At 66.3% G+C, this 13,269-nt stretch carries 11 protein-coding genes; 7 read left to right on the forward strand and 4 right to left on the reverse strand.

Annotated features, from left to right (window positions below; genetic code table 11):
* Nucleotides 1-9: 9 nt before the first annotated feature.
* Nucleotides 10-1,263, reverse strand: coding sequence for a sarcosine oxidase subunit beta family protein (locus tag BSQ44_RS02125; protein ID WP_072601725.1), 1,254 nt, complete (start codon nucleotides 1,261-1,263; stop codon nucleotides 10-12).
* 190 nt (nucleotides 1,264-1,453) lie between these two features.
* On the opposite strand from BSQ44_RS02125, the gene BSQ44_RS02130 reads away from it, so the two are divergent.
* The gene (locus BSQ44_RS02130) at nucleotides 1,454-2,986 is read left to right on the forward strand and encodes a UxaA family hydrolase (RefSeq protein WP_072601726.1); all 1,533 of its coding nucleotides are present in this window, start codon (nucleotides 1,454-1,456) and stop codon (nucleotides 2,984-2,986) included.
* Nucleotides 2,987-2,993: 7 nt separating this feature from the next.
* Here the strand turns inward: BSQ44_RS02130 and BSQ44_RS02135 are convergent, their stop codons facing one another.
* A complete protein-coding gene (locus tag BSQ44_RS02135) occupies nucleotides 2,994-3,854 on the reverse strand; it encodes a PhnD/SsuA/transferrin family substrate-binding protein (protein ID WP_072601727.1) in 861 nt (286 codons plus the stop codon).
* 133 nt (nucleotides 3,855-3,987) lie between these two features.
* Here BSQ44_RS02135 and BSQ44_RS02140 point away from each other — a divergent pair, with 133 nt between their 5' ends.
* Together BSQ44_RS02140 and mutM are read left to right on the forward strand one after the other, a co-directional pair.
* Nucleotides 3,988-5,226 (forward strand): phosphopentomutase, encoded by a 1,239-nt coding sequence (locus BSQ44_RS02140; protein ID WP_072601728.1) that lies wholly within the window; start codon nucleotides 3,988-3,990, stop codon nucleotides 5,224-5,226.
* Entirely contained in the window at nucleotides 5,219-6,112 is an 894-nt protein-coding gene (gene mutM / locus BSQ44_RS02145; RefSeq protein WP_072601729.1) for a bifunctional DNA-formamidopyrimidine glycosylase/DNA-(apurinic or apyrimidinic site) lyase, read from the forward strand. Before BSQ44_RS02140 ends, mutM begins: the two co-directional genes overlap by 8 nt.
* A gap of 1 nt (nucleotide 6,113) precedes the next feature.
* On the opposite strand, the gene BSQ44_RS02150 is transcribed toward mutM, so the two are convergent.
* On the reverse strand, nucleotides 6,114-7,229 hold the full coding sequence (locus BSQ44_RS02150; RefSeq protein WP_072601730.1) for a zinc metalloprotease HtpX: 1,116 nt from the start codon (nucleotides 7,227-7,229) through the stop codon (nucleotides 6,114-6,116).
* A 273-nt stretch (nucleotides 7,230-7,502) separates the two neighbouring features.
* On the opposite strand from BSQ44_RS02150, the gene dnaK reads away from it, so the two are divergent.
* The 4 genes from dnaK (at nucleotide 7,503) to pmtA (ending at nucleotide 12,719) form a co-directional block, all read left to right on the forward strand.
* Nucleotides 7,503-9,419, forward strand: a complete 1,917-nt coding sequence (dnaK, locus tag BSQ44_RS02155; RefSeq protein ID WP_072601731.1) for a molecular chaperone DnaK — start codon at nucleotides 7,503-7,505, stop codon at nucleotides 9,417-9,419.
* 170 nt (nucleotides 9,420-9,589) lie between these two features.
* Nucleotides 9,590-10,693 carry an acyltransferase family protein gene (locus BSQ44_RS02160; protein ID WP_072601732.1) on the forward strand — a complete coding sequence of 368 codons (1,104 nt, stop codon included), beginning with the start codon at nucleotides 9,590-9,592 and terminating at the stop codon, nucleotides 10,691-10,693.
* Between the two features lie 171 nt (nucleotides 10,694-10,864).
* A complete protein-coding gene (gene dnaJ / locus BSQ44_RS02165) occupies nucleotides 10,865-11,992 on the forward strand; it encodes a molecular chaperone DnaJ (RefSeq protein ID WP_072601733.1) in 1,128 nt (375 codons plus the stop codon).
* A 118-nt stretch (nucleotides 11,993-12,110) separates the two neighbouring features.
* Complete coding sequence (gene pmtA / locus BSQ44_RS02170) at nucleotides 12,111-12,719, forward strand: phospholipid N-methyltransferase PmtA (RefSeq protein WP_072601734.1); 609 nt, start codon at nucleotides 12,111-12,113, stop codon at nucleotides 12,717-12,719.
* A 36-nt stretch (nucleotides 12,720-12,755) separates the two neighbouring features.
* On the opposite strand, the gene BSQ44_RS02175 is transcribed toward pmtA, so the two are convergent.
* Nucleotides 12,756-13,262, reverse strand: coding sequence for a lysozyme inhibitor LprI family protein (locus BSQ44_RS02175; RefSeq protein WP_083534358.1), 507 nt, complete (start codon nucleotides 13,260-13,262; stop codon nucleotides 12,756-12,758).
* Between the last annotated feature and the right edge of the window lie 7 nt (nucleotides 13,263-13,269).

Genomic DNA, 13,269 nt, shown 5'->3' on the forward strand with positions numbered 1-13,269 from the left:
ACCCGCCCCTCAGTGCGCGATGCCGGAGCCGGCCGCCTCGTCGACCAGGCGCCCGGTGGCGAAGCGGTCGAGGTCGAAGGGGCGGCTGATCTCGTGATGCGAGCCGGTGGCGATCAGGTGCGCCATCAGCCAGCCACCGGCGGGAATGGACTTGAAGCCGCCGGTGCCCCAGCCGCAGTTGAGAAAGAGCCCCGGCAGCGGGGAGGGCCCGATGATCGGCGAGGAGTCCGGCACCACGTCGACGTTTCCGGCCCATTGCCTGAGCATCTTCAGTTGCCCGAAGGAAGGAAACATCTCCAGCATGCCCGACAGCACGGTGCGCTGCATCGGCGGGTTGCCCCGCTGGGCGTAGGAGGGCACGCGGTCGAGCCCGCCGCCGACCACGATCTCGCCCTTGTCGGATTGGAAGAGATAGGTGCCGGTGCCGAGATAGAGCACCACCGTGTCGAGGCATGGCTTCACCGGTTCCGACACCATCGCCTGCAGCGAATAGGACTGGATCGGCAGCGCGAAGCCGGCCTTGGCGGCCAGCACGCCGGAATGCCCGGCGACGGCGAGCCCAACCGCGCCGGCACGGATCGATCCACGGCTCGTCTCGACGCCGGCGCAGCGGCCGTTCTCGACGATGAAGCCGGTCACCTCGCAATTCTGGACGATGTCGACGCCAAAACCGTCGGCGGCGCGCGCATAGCCCCAGGCGACGGCGTCGTGGCGGGCGACGCCCGCGCGACCCTGCCACACGCCGCCGAAGACGGGATAGCGCGCCTTCGGTCCTCGGTTAAGCAGCGGCGCCTTGTCGAACACGGCGTCCGGGCCGAGCAGTTCGGCATCCGTGCCGTTGATCTGCATGGCGTTGACGATGCGCGCGGCGATTTCCATCTCGGCTTCGGAATGCGCCACGGTGACCACGCCGCGCTGTGAGAACATGATGTTGTAGTTCAGCTCCCGCCCCAGCCCCTCGTAGAGCTTCAGCGCGAAGTCGTAGAGCGCCACGCTTTCGGGATAGAAGTAGTTGGAGCGGATGGTGGTGGTGTTGCGGCCGGTGTTGCCGCCGCCGAGCCAGCCCTTCTCGATGACCGCGACGTTTCGCATGCCGTGGTTCTTCGCGAGATAATACGCGGTCGCCAGGCCGTGCCCGCCGCCGCCGATGATGACGGCATCGTATGCCGGCTTCGGATCGGGCGAGCGCCAGGCCGGCTGCCAGCCGGTATGGCCGCGCAGTCCTTCCCGGAACAGGTTGAAAGCCGAGTAGCGGCGCGTCAAGCAATGTCTCCCGTCGGCGACTTCGAAGAGCTCTCTGTCTACACGGCCTGCCGGCGCGGGCAAGCAGGGCGGCGCCGCGTCCTGCCGCTGGAACGACATGGCAAGCGGCCGGCAAACGCTGTAGATGAAAGGAAACGGCCGCACGATGGATGGCCGACGAAGGATCGCGGTTCAGGGAGGAACGAAGCCGATGAGCGCCACGCAGACCCTCGCACGCACGCTGCGCCTCGCCGACGAGGACAACATCGTCGTCGCGGCTGGCAGGATCGAGCCGGACACCGACATCGCGCCGGGGGTCGTCGCGCGCCAGCGCGTTCCCTTCGGCCACAAGATCGCCGCGCGGCCGATCGCCCTCGGCGAACCGGTGATGAAGTTCGGACAGATCATCGGCTTCGCCTCGAAGCCGATCGAGCCGGGCGACTGGGTGCACGAGCACAATGTCGAGATGCACGATTTCGCCCGCGACTACCGCTTCGCCGAGGCCGCGCGGCCCGAGAACATCTTGCCGGTCGAGGAACAGGCGACCTTCGAAGGCTTCCGCCGTGCCAACGGCCGGGCCGGCACGCGCAACTATGTCGGCATCCTGACCTCCGTGAACTGCTCGGCCTCCGTCGCCCGCTTCATGGCCGAGGCGGCGACGCGATCGGGCATGCTGGACGAATTCGAGAATGTCGACGGTGTCGTCTCCTTCACCCATGGCACCGGCTGCGGCATGGCGGGTTCCGGCGAGGGCTTCGAACTCCTCAAGCGCACGCAGTGGGGCTATTCCGCCAACCCTAATCTCGGCGGCGTGCTGCTCGTCGGGCTCGGCTGCGAGGTGTTCCAGATCGGCCGGATGAAGCAGCTTTATGGCATCGAGGAGAGCGAGACCTTCCGCACCATGACCATCCAGGAGAGCGGCGGCACGAGGAAGACTATCGAGCAGGGTCTGGAGCGCATCCGCGAGATGGTCGCCGCCGCAAACGCGGCGACGCGGGAGACGATCCCGGTTTCGGAACTGACGCTGGCGCTGCAATGCGGCGGGTCCGACGGTTACTCCGGCATCACGGCCAACCCGGCGCTCGGCGTCGCGGCCGACATTCTCGTGCACAATGGCGGCACCGCCATTCTTTCCGAGACCCCGGAGATCTATGGCGCCGAGCACCTTTTGACCCGGCGGGCGAAGAACCGTGAGGTCGGCGAGAAGCTGGTCGAGCGCATAAAGTGGTGGGAAGACTACACCGCGCGCAACGGCGGCGAGATGAACAACAATCCCTCGCCGGGCAACAAGGCTGGCGGGCTGACGACCATCCTCGAAAAATCGCTCGGCGCGGCCGCCAAGGGCGGCTCCACCACGCTCAATGCCGTCTACGAATATGCCGAGCCGGTGACGGAGAAGGGTTTCGTCTTCATGGACACGCCGGGTTACGATCCGGTCTCGGCGACGGGCCAGGTCGCGGGCGGTGCCAACATGCTTTGTTTCACGACGGGGCGCGGTTCCGCTTATGGCTGCAAGCCGGTGCCGTCGATCAAGCTCGCCACCAACACGCCGATGTACGAGCGCATGGTCGACGACATGGACATCAACTGCGGCGACATCCTGGAAGGGGTGTCGGTGCGCGAGAAGGGCGAGGCGATCTTCGCCGAAATCCTCGCCGTCGCCTCGGGCAAGCGGACGAAATCCGAAGAGCTCGGCTATGGCGATTCCGAGTTCGTGCCGTGGCAGATCGGCGCGGTGATGTAGAAGCCGGCTATCGCTTCCGGATGGCCTCGACGAGCGCGACGGCGGGCATGTAATCGTCCGGTGATACCCGCACGAAGCCGCCCTGCCGCTCCGCCTCGAGATATTCGTAGAGATCGGGCTCCGACGGCCTGAGCTCGACCAGGAAGTTGCGGAGCCTGGTCTTCAGGTCGCCCGGCAGGTCCTTGCGAACTGCGTGGGGGCCGAAGCGCAGCGTGTCGGACCTCCACGCGATCTCGACTTCCTGCGGATCCAGTCCCGCCGCCGTCAGGCGGCCGAGCGTGCCACTCGCGAGATCCGGCCCGCCCACGGCGCGGTCCACGACCCAGCCGACCAGTTCCTGCGTTTCGCCCGCGAGGAAGGCCTTTTCGGCTTCCGACGTGCTGGCGCCGCTCGTCGGAGCACTGGCCTCTTCGGCTCCCCAAAGGGACAGGACCCCCACATCGTCGCGCGGTCCGGAGGAGACTGTCGATGTCCCGGGTCCGCTCGCCCCCTTGCGCCTGATCAGGACCGCCTTCACCCCGCTCGCGCCGTCGCGCCCGGACGGCGCCACCAGCGGTTCGATGCATCCGCAGAGCTTCCAGGCGACCGCGTAGGCGCTGGCGGAGTAGATCGCGTAGTCGATGTCGGACCGGACCTGCGCCTCGATCAGCGTCGGAAAATCCGGCGCCGCGAAGACCGTCACCGGCATGCCGAGCGCCTGCGCATAGGCGCGCTCGATGGCCGAGGCACCTTCGATGGCCGGGCCGGCGCCCAGCATGCCGATCCGCAGGCCGGCGGGACGGGCGGTATCCTGCGCCCAGGTGGCCGAACACGCGCCGGCCGCGAAGGCCAGCGTTCCAGCCACGAGCGCGAACATCGCGCGAATCATGATCGCTCCTGCCTTGCCGGGTTTCGGCCGGACTATGCAGCCGCGGGCTTGCCGTTTGGTTTACGAATTGCCAATTGCCGGCTTCATTCCTATCTGTGCAGTCGTTTTTCCCTCCGGAAGCGGATTTTTCCCGATGGCCCGCGCCTTTCTTTTCGTCCTCGATTCCTTCGGCATCGGCGGTGCGCCCGATGCCAAGGCATTCGGCGATTTCGGCTCCGACACGCTCGGCCACATCGCCCGAGCCGCGGCGCGGGGCGAGGCGGATCGGCCGGGCCTGCGCGGCGGACCACTGAACCTTCCCAACATGCTGGCACTCGGCCTGGGCGAAGCCGCCGAACTCGCGTCCGGGTCCTATCCGGACGGCGTCGAGCGGACCGAGCCGAGAGGCTTCTTCGGAGCGGCGCAGGAGGTTTCAAGCGGCAAGGACACACCTTCCGGCCATTGGGAGATCGCTGGCGTGCCCGTGCCCTTCGACTGGGGCTATTTCCCCGACGAGACGCCGTCGTTTCCGAAGGACCTGACCGATACGATCATCGCGCAGGCGAAACTTCCCGGCATTCTGGGCAATTGTCATGCCTCCGGGACGGAAATCATCGCCAGGCTCGGCGAGGAACATGTCCGTACCGGCAAGCCGATCTGCTACACCTCGGCGGACTCGGTGTTCCAGATCGCCGCGCACGAGGAGCACTTCGGGCTCGAACGGCTCTACGAGCTGTGCGAGATCGTGCGGAAGCTCGTCGATCCGCTCAACATCGGGCGGGTGATCGCGCGGCCCTTCCTGGGCGAGACGGCGGCCGACTTCGAGCGCACTGCCAATCGACGCGACTATGCCGTGCCGCCCGCCGAGCCGACGCTGCTCGACCGGGTGACGGACGCCGGCCACAAAGTCATCGCGGTGGGCAAGATCGGCGACATCTTCGCTCACCAAGGTGTGTCGGAGGTGCGCAAGGCGGCGGGCAACATGGGGCTGTTCGACAAGGCGCTCGGCGCCATGGAAGACGCCAGCGACGGCGATCTCGTCTTCGCCAACTTCGTCGATTTCGATTCCCTGTTCGGTCACCGGCGCGACGTGGCTGGCTACGCGGCGGCACTGGAGGATTTCGACCGGCGGCTTCCCGAGGCGCTGGCGAAGCTGAAGGATGGCGACCTGCTGGTTCTGACCGCCGACCACGGCTGCGATCCGACCTGGAAGGGCACCGACCACACGCGCGAGCGCGTGCCGGTCCTCTGCTTCGGGCCGGGCTATGCGGACGGTCCGATCGGCGTGCGCCAGACCTTCGCCGACATCGGCGAAACCGTCGCCGCGCATCTCGGGCTGGCGCCCGGACCTCACGGTACCTCCTTCCTGCCCGAAACCCCTCGGCATGCCTGAGCTTCCCGAGGTCGAAACGGTCCGGCGCGGGCTCGCCCCGACGCTGGAAGGCGCGCGCATCCTTTCCGTCGAGCAACGCCGCCCGGACCTGCGCTTTCCCTTTCCGCCGGATTTCGTCGGCCGCCTCACGGGCCGCCGTGTGGAGGCGCTGTCGCGGCGGGCGAAATACCTCATCGCCCAACTCGACGACGGGCTGGGCCTCATCAGCCATCTCGGCATGTCCGGTTCCTGGCGCATCGAGGCGGGCGACACGGCCGTGGTTCCCGGCGAGTTCCTGTACGAGCGCTCCAAGGCGGCGGCGCACGACCACGTCGTGTTACACCTCGAGGAGCGAACGGGCGGGCTGAGCCGCATCGTCTTCAACGATCCGCGCCGCTTCGGCTTCATGCTGTTCGCCGAACCTGGTCATCTCCAGGACCACCCGCTGCTTGCGGATCTGGGCGTGGAGCCGACCGGCAACGAACTGAGCGGAGATCTGCTCGCCCGCCTCTTCCGCGACAAGCGCGCGCCGCTGAAGGCGGCGCTGCTCGACCAGCGGCTGATCGCAGGGCTCGGCAACATCTACGTCTGCGAGGCGCTCTGGCGCGCCGCGCTCTCGCCGCGCCGCCTGGCGGGCACGCTGGTGACGAAGAGCGGCGCGCCGACGAAGGCGGCGGATCGGCTGGCGACGGCGGTGCGGGAGGTGATCGCCGACGCGATCGAAGCCGGTGGCTCGTCGCTGCGCGACTACGTCCACGCCGACGGATCGCTGGGCTATTTCCAGCACTCCTTCGCCGTCTACGGGCGCGAGGGCGAGTCATGTCCCAAGCTCACCTGCAACGGCGTGATCCAGCGGATCGTGCAGTCCGGACGCTCGACCTTCTATTGCCCGGTCTGCCAGCGGTAGCTCACCACCACAGCCCGCCGCGGCGGATGCGCAGGCGCGGCGGGCCGTCGGGCTCGGCCAGCGGTCCGTCATGAGACGGGCTGTCGTGGCGCTCGGTCGGGACAGGATGATCCGCCGCCATGAGCGAGGCGATGCGATGATAATCGACCGGGCGGCGCGCCCGTCCCGCATCGGGTATGAAGCTGCGGCGCGGCCGGGGCGGCTGCGAGACCGCCTCCGCCAGATGCGACGGTTCCCGCAGGCCGCGCGCGGACTTCAGCGCCATCAGGCGCCGGATGCGCTCTTCGGTGATCGGGTGGCTGCGCAGCACGGAGGCGTCCGGCATTCGGCTGCCCGGCAGCACCAGGCCTTCCCAGATGCGGCGCTGCGCCCGCTCCAGCTTCAGGAGGGCGGAAGCGAGGCCGTCCGGATCGCCTGTGAGGATCGCGGCGTTGAGGTCGGCATCATACTCGCGCGTGCGCGACAGGGCGAGTTGCAGCAGCCCGCCGATCGTCGGCGACGCAATCAGGATCAGGACCGCTGGCCACGGCACCTGCGCCTCGTACCCGCCAGCGAAGCCGAGCACGTTCAGCACCAGGGTGAAAATGCCGACCGTCGACATGATCGAGGTGAAGCGCGACACCATGTCGGCGAAGGCCATGACCTTCACGTCCTCGTTGGCGATGTGGCTGATCTCGTGGGCCAGCACGCCGGCCAGTTCGCGCGCCGTCATGCGGCGTACCAGAGCGTCGGTCACCGCGATGGCGGATTCCTCGCGCCGGCCGACGGCGAAGGCGTTCATCAGTTTCGACGGCACGACGTGAAGCACGGGGACGGAAGGCAGATCGGCGCGGCGGGCCAGTTCCTCCACAAGCGCCACGCCTTCCGGAAACTCGCGGCGCGTGAGCGGACGCGCATTGTACATCGACAGCACCATTTTGGGGCTGACGCGGCGCACCATCCACATCGACACGGCGCCGAACACGAGCGCGTAGACCACGCCGGTGCCGCCGGCGAACACGAAGGCGGTGACGGCGAGCAGAAGCAGGCTCCCCGCGCCGAGCAGCCAGGTGTGCAGCGTGTTCATCGCGCGGTGGCGGCGCTGCTCGAAGAGGTCGAGATCGGGTGTCGCGTTCATGGAAGGGATATGGGGAGCAGGAACCGCTTTGCCGAGTGGGCGCCGGGCTGCCGGATATCGGAAGTGCGCGAGCCGCCGTTCTCTCTGCGTCGAAAACGCTGACAAAGCATTCCAAAGGCGCGCTTGCGCGACAAAAAACCTGTTCTTATATACGCCGCAACGCTTCTGAGCCGTGCCGGAATCGCATGGGGAGGGGGCGAAATCCTGAAGACAGGGGCTGCCGCATGGAACGCCGGTACGGGTCCTGACAGCCTGCTTAGCGGAGAGAAGAACATGGCTAAAGTAATCGGTATCGATCTCGGAACGACCAATTCCTGCGTCGCCGTCATGGACGGCAAGGACGCCAAGGTGATCGAGAATGCGGAAGGCGCGCGCACGACGCCCTCGATCGTCGCGTTCAGCGACAGCGACGAGCGCCTCGTCGGCCAGCCGGCCAAGCGCCAGGCGGTCACCAATCCCGAAGGCACCATCTTCGCGGTGAAGCGCCTCATCGGCCGCCGCTACGACGATCCGGTGACCGAGAAGGACAAGAAGCTGGTCCCCTACAAGATCGTCAAGGCGGACAACGGCGACGCGTGGGTCGAGGCCGCCGGCAGCAAGTATTCGCCCTCGCAGATTTCGGCGATGACGCTCCAGAAGATGAAGGAGACGGCTGAATCCTATCTCGGCGAGAAGGTCGAGAAGGCGGTCATCACCGTTCCCGCGTACTTCAACGACGCCCAGCGCCAAGCCACCAAGGACGCCGGCAAGATCGCCGGCCTCGAAGTGCTGCGCATCATCAACGAGCCGACCGCGGCCGCGCTCGCCTACGGCCTCGACAAGAAGAAGGCCGGCACCATCGCGGTCTACGACCTCGGCGGCGGCACCTTCGACATCTCCATCCTGGAGATCGGCGACGGCGTGTTCGAGGTGAAGTCGACCAATGGCGACACCTTCCTCGGCGGCGAGGACTTCGACATGCGGCTGGTCGGCTATCTCGCCGATGAGTTCAAGAAGGACCAGGGCATCGACCTGCGTTCCGACAAGCTCGCGCTGCAGCGCCTGAAGGAAGCGGCCGAAAAAGCCAAGATCGAGCTCTCCTCGTCCTCGCAGACCGAGATCAACCTGCCCTTCATCACGGCCGACCAGTCGGGTCCGAAGCACCTGACCATGAAGCTCACGCGCGCCAAGTTCGAGCAGCTCGTCGACGACCTGGTGCAGCGCACGATCGAGCCCTGCAAGGCGGCGCTGAAGGACGCGGGCGTCAAGGCCGCGGAGATCGACGAGGTCGTGCTCGTCGGCGGCATGACCCGCATGCCCAAGGTGCATGAGATCGTGAAGCAGTTCTTCGGCAAGGAGCCGCACAAGGGCGTGAACCCGGACGAAGTCGTGGCCATGGGCGCCGCGATCCAGGCCGGCGTGCTTCAGGGCGACGTCAAGGACGTCCTGCTGCTCGACGTCACCCCGCTGTCGCTCGGCATCGAGACGCTCGGCGGCGTGTTCACCCGCCTGATCGACCGCAACACGACGATCCCGACCAAGAAGTCGCAGACCTTCTCGACCGCCGAGGACAACCAGTCGGCGGTGACGATCCGCGTCTTCCAGGGCGAGCGCGAAATGGCGCAGGACAACAAGATGCTCGGCCAGTTCGACCTGGTGGGCATCCCGCCCGCGCCGCGCGGCGTGCCGCAGATCGAGGTCACCTTCGACATCGACGCCAACGGCATCGTCAACGTCTCGGCTAAGGACAAGGGCACCGGCAAGGAGCACCAGATCCGCATCCAGGCGTCCGGGGGTCTCTCGGACGACGAGATCGAGAAGATGGTCAAGGACGCCGAGGCCAATGCCGAGGGCGACAAGAAGCGCCGCGCGCTCGTCGAGGCGAAGAACCAGGGCGAGGCTCTGGTCCACTCCGCCGAGAAGTCGCTCAAGGACTATGGCGACAAAGTCTCCGAGGATGACCGAAACGCGATCTCCGAGGCCATTACCGCGCTGAAGACGGCGCTCGAGGGCGACGACCTGGAAGACATCCAGGCCAAGAGCACCGCGCTCGGCGAAGCGTCGATGAAGCTCGGCCAGGCGATGTACGAGGCCAGCCAGGCCGAGGCCGCGGAAGCCGACGCCAAGGCCGACGCTTCCAAGTCCGGCGAGGACGTGGTCGATGCGGACTTCGAGGAGATCGACGACGACGACAAGAAGAAGTCGGCCTGATCGCGATCAGCCTCGCCATTCGTTCAGAAAAGCCCGGCCGACGCCGGGCTTTTCGCGTTTCGGGCGCGGCTGTCCGTTAAGCTTAACGGAAGCTTAAGGTCGACCGCTGGCCGCTCCTTTCCTACACATCTCCCTGAGCTTACGAGTCGTGAAGCGAGGGGCCGAAACACATGCATTATCGCATCTTCGAGACATGGCGGCTGACCGCTGCGATCTTGATCATGCTGTGGCACTTCATGCGCTTCGCGCCTCCGGGAACGGAGGACATCAGCGCCTTCCTCTATCGGCTGATGCCGCTGATGGAGATGTTCTTCATGATCTCGGGTTTCCTGATCATGGAGCGCTACGGCGACGTGCTGCTGACGGAACCCGGCTCGTTCCGGCGCTATCTCATCCGCCGCATCGCGCGCTTCTATCCGCTCTATCTCGTGACGCTGGCCTTCTTCGTCGCCATTGCCTTCGCGGTCGATCTCGGCCTGGTGCATTCGGACAGCCCGGAGCGCTATGCCTGGAGCGCGCTGCCCGCCAACATCCTCCTCATGCATGCCTGGGGCTTAACCGACCTTTTGACCTTCAACTACGTGTCCTGGTCGATGTCGGCCGAGTGGTTCTGCTACCTGCTGCTGCCGGTGATCGTGCTCGCCTTCCGCTTCGGCGGCAAGCGGGGTCTGGCCGCGGTGGCGCTGGTCTCGATCGTGGCGCTGGAGGCGGCGACGGCGGCGGGCGTGATACCCTTCGAAAGCTGGCTCCGGGCCGACACCTGGGGTGCCTACAGGGCCTTCGCCGATTTCGCGCTGGGCGCGCTGGTCGCCATGGCGGTACGCGACAGCCGCTGGCGGCTGCGCAGCCACGTGCCGGGCTGGACCCTGTTTGCGATCTCGATCGTGGCGATGGCCACGTTGCAGCCGGCCTACGTCGTCGTGGCGCTGCTCGGCGCCGCGATGTACCTCGCGGCGCTGGCCGAGCGCTCGGAACCGGAAAACTCGAACTATCTCCGGTTCCTGCATCCGGTCGGCAAGGTGTCGCTCGGCATCTATCTCATCCACCCGGTGATCGAATCCCTCTTCATCGCGCTGCTGTGGAAGAAGCTGCTCGAACCGCTCGGGTTCGTGGATTTCTACGTCTACTGGTTCTTTCCGGCGCTGCTGGTGATTGCCGTCTCGATCCTGTCTGACCGCTACTTCGAAAGGCCGATGGCGAAGGTCATCAACAACCTGGCCGGCGGAGGCACCACCGCCCGCGTGGCCGAGACGTCTCCCGCGCGTGTGGTCTAGAACCGTCGAAACAGACCGCGGGAGATAAAAAAGCGGCGAAACGGAGGAAAAATTCCGTATCTGCGCCGCGCTGCTATGGCGCGACGTGCAAGCTGTCACTAAATCGTGGCCTGCGGGTCGCGACGCCGCGCATCCGATCTTTCTCTCGATTGCCAGGACACTCCGAGCACCATGAAGGCCGACTTTTACGAGACCTTGGGCGTACAGAAGGGCGCCGACGAAAAGGAACTCAAGGCGGCATTCCGCAAGCTGGCCATGCAGTGCCATCCGGACCGTAATCCCGGTGATGCGGATGCCGAGCGCAAGTTCAAGGAAATCAACGAGGCCTACGAGTTCCTCAAGGACCCGCAGAAACGCGCCGCTTACGACCGGTTCGGCCACGCGGCCTTCGAGCAGGGCGGCATGGGTGGTGGCGCGGGCTTCGCCGGCGCGGGCGGTTTCTCCGATATCTTCGAGGACATCTTCGGCGAGATGATGGGCGGCGGCCGACGCCGCTCCAGCGGCGGGCGCGAACGCGGCGCCGACCTCCGCTACAACATGGAAATCACGCTGGAGGAAGCCTTCTCCGGCAAGACGGCACAGATCCACGTGCCGAGTTCGGTGACCTGCACCGAGTGCTCCGGCTCCGGCGCGAAACCCGGCACGCAGCCCGTCACCTGCGCCATGTGCTCGGGCTCCGGCCGGGTGCGCGCCGCGCAGGGCTTCTTCTCCATCGAGAGGACCTGCCCGACCTGCCACGGTCGCGGCCAGATCATCAAGGATCCGTGCGAGAAGTGCGCCGGCCAGGGCCGCGTCACCGAGGAACGCTCGCTTTCGGTCAACATTCCGGCAGGCATCGAGGACGGCACGCGCATCAGGCTTACGGGCGAGGGCGAGGCGGGCATGCGCGGCGGCCCGTCCGGCGATCTCTACATCTTCCTCTCCGTCGCGCCGCACGAATTCTTCCAGCGCGAAGGCGAGAACCTCTACTGCACGGCGCCGATTTCCATGACCTCGGCGGCACTGGGCGGTTCCTTCGAGGTGGCGACGCTCGACGGCACCCAGACGCGCGTCAAGGTGCCGGAAGGCACGCAGAACGGCCGCAAGTTCCGCGTGAAGGGCAAGGGCATGCCCGTGCTGCGCCAGAATGCCGTGGGCGACCTCATCATCCAGGTTGCGGTGGAAACGCCTCAGAACCTGTCCAAGCGCCAGCGCGAACTGCTGCAGGAGTTCGAGGAGCTGTCGTCGAAGGAGAACAGCCCGCAGTCGAACGGGTTCTTCAACCGCATGAAGGACTTTTTCGAGTCGTTCGGAAACTGAACCGCCGGTGCACTCGCGCGTTCCTGAAATCGAAGAACGAAGGGAAGCCCGGGCGGTGTAAAAGCCCGAACCGGCTCCCTATATCCTGGCAGCAGGGGCAGCGCACAGGAGAACGCCAATGGCGCGCGAAAATGCAGTGCTGAAAGGCCTCGCCGGACGTTTCGACGACGAACTCCGGTTTTTCCGGGGCTGGCTGGACAAGCCGAAAGCCGTCGGGTCGATCATTCCAACGAGTTCCGTGACCGCCCGGCGCATGGCGTCGGTGATAGACCTTTCCTCCGGTCTCCCGGTGCTGGAACTGGGCCCCGGCACGGGCGTCATCACCAAAGCCATCCTGGATCGCGGCGTTGCGCCGGAGAACCTCTACTCGGTCGAATTCTCGCAGGATTTCGCCGCGCATGTGCGCAGGCTGTTTCCGAAGGTCAACGTCATCCAGGGCGACGCCTTCAACCTCAACGAGACGCTGGGCGACAAGAGGGACCTCGTCTTCGATGCCGTCGTCTCCGGTGTTCCGCTGCTGAATTTCCCCGTCCCCCAGCGCATTGCCTATCTGGAAGATCTGCTGTCCCGCATTCCCCTTGGAAGGCCGGTCGTCCAGCTGACCTATGGACCGCGCTCGCCCATCCCTCCGGGGCGCGGCAGCTACACGGTGGAGCATTTCGATTTCGTCATGCGCAACATTCCGCCGACGCGGCTGTGGATCTACCGCAGGCGGCCGCACGCATAGAGCGCGCCGCCTTTTCCGACCCTGCCCGGTCGGTGATCAGTTCTGCATCCAGTCGAGATAGTCGGCGAGCTCGTTGGCCCGCCGCGCGGTCGCCTGGTTGATGCAGGACGAGCCGATCGGGCTCGCGATCGTCCCGCCCTCGAAGAAGATACGCGGCCAGGCGCAGTTCGCGTCGCGGTAGGCGATCCACTTGCGCTGGGTCTCGCGCAAGGCGTCGAAGGCGGGTGTTTCGAGGCCGTCCTTCAGCGCGGCGTAGTGCGAATTGAGAAGCCCGTCCCAGACCGCGATCTCGCGGGCGTAGCAACCGACCATTCCGGCCGTTGCCTGGCCCTGCGGTTCCTCGAGGCAGGGGTCCGCCACCGTGCCGATACATTCGTCGCGGCTCGCAGGATCGTCCTGGCTCGAGGCATTGTAGTCCCGCACGCCTTCCAGGCAGGACTGGATCGCGATCTGGTCCTCCGGTAGGGGGTCGTCGGCGGCAGAGAGGCTGCCTGTCCCTGCGAGGAAGAGGCAGGCGGCCGCGACCGTAACCAATCTATGCATATCCGTT

Origin of the sequence: Aquibium oceanicum, from assembly GCF_001889605.1 — a bacterium.
Classification (GTDB): Bacteria; Pseudomonadota; Alphaproteobacteria; order Rhizobiales; family Rhizobiaceae; genus Aquibium; species Aquibium oceanicum.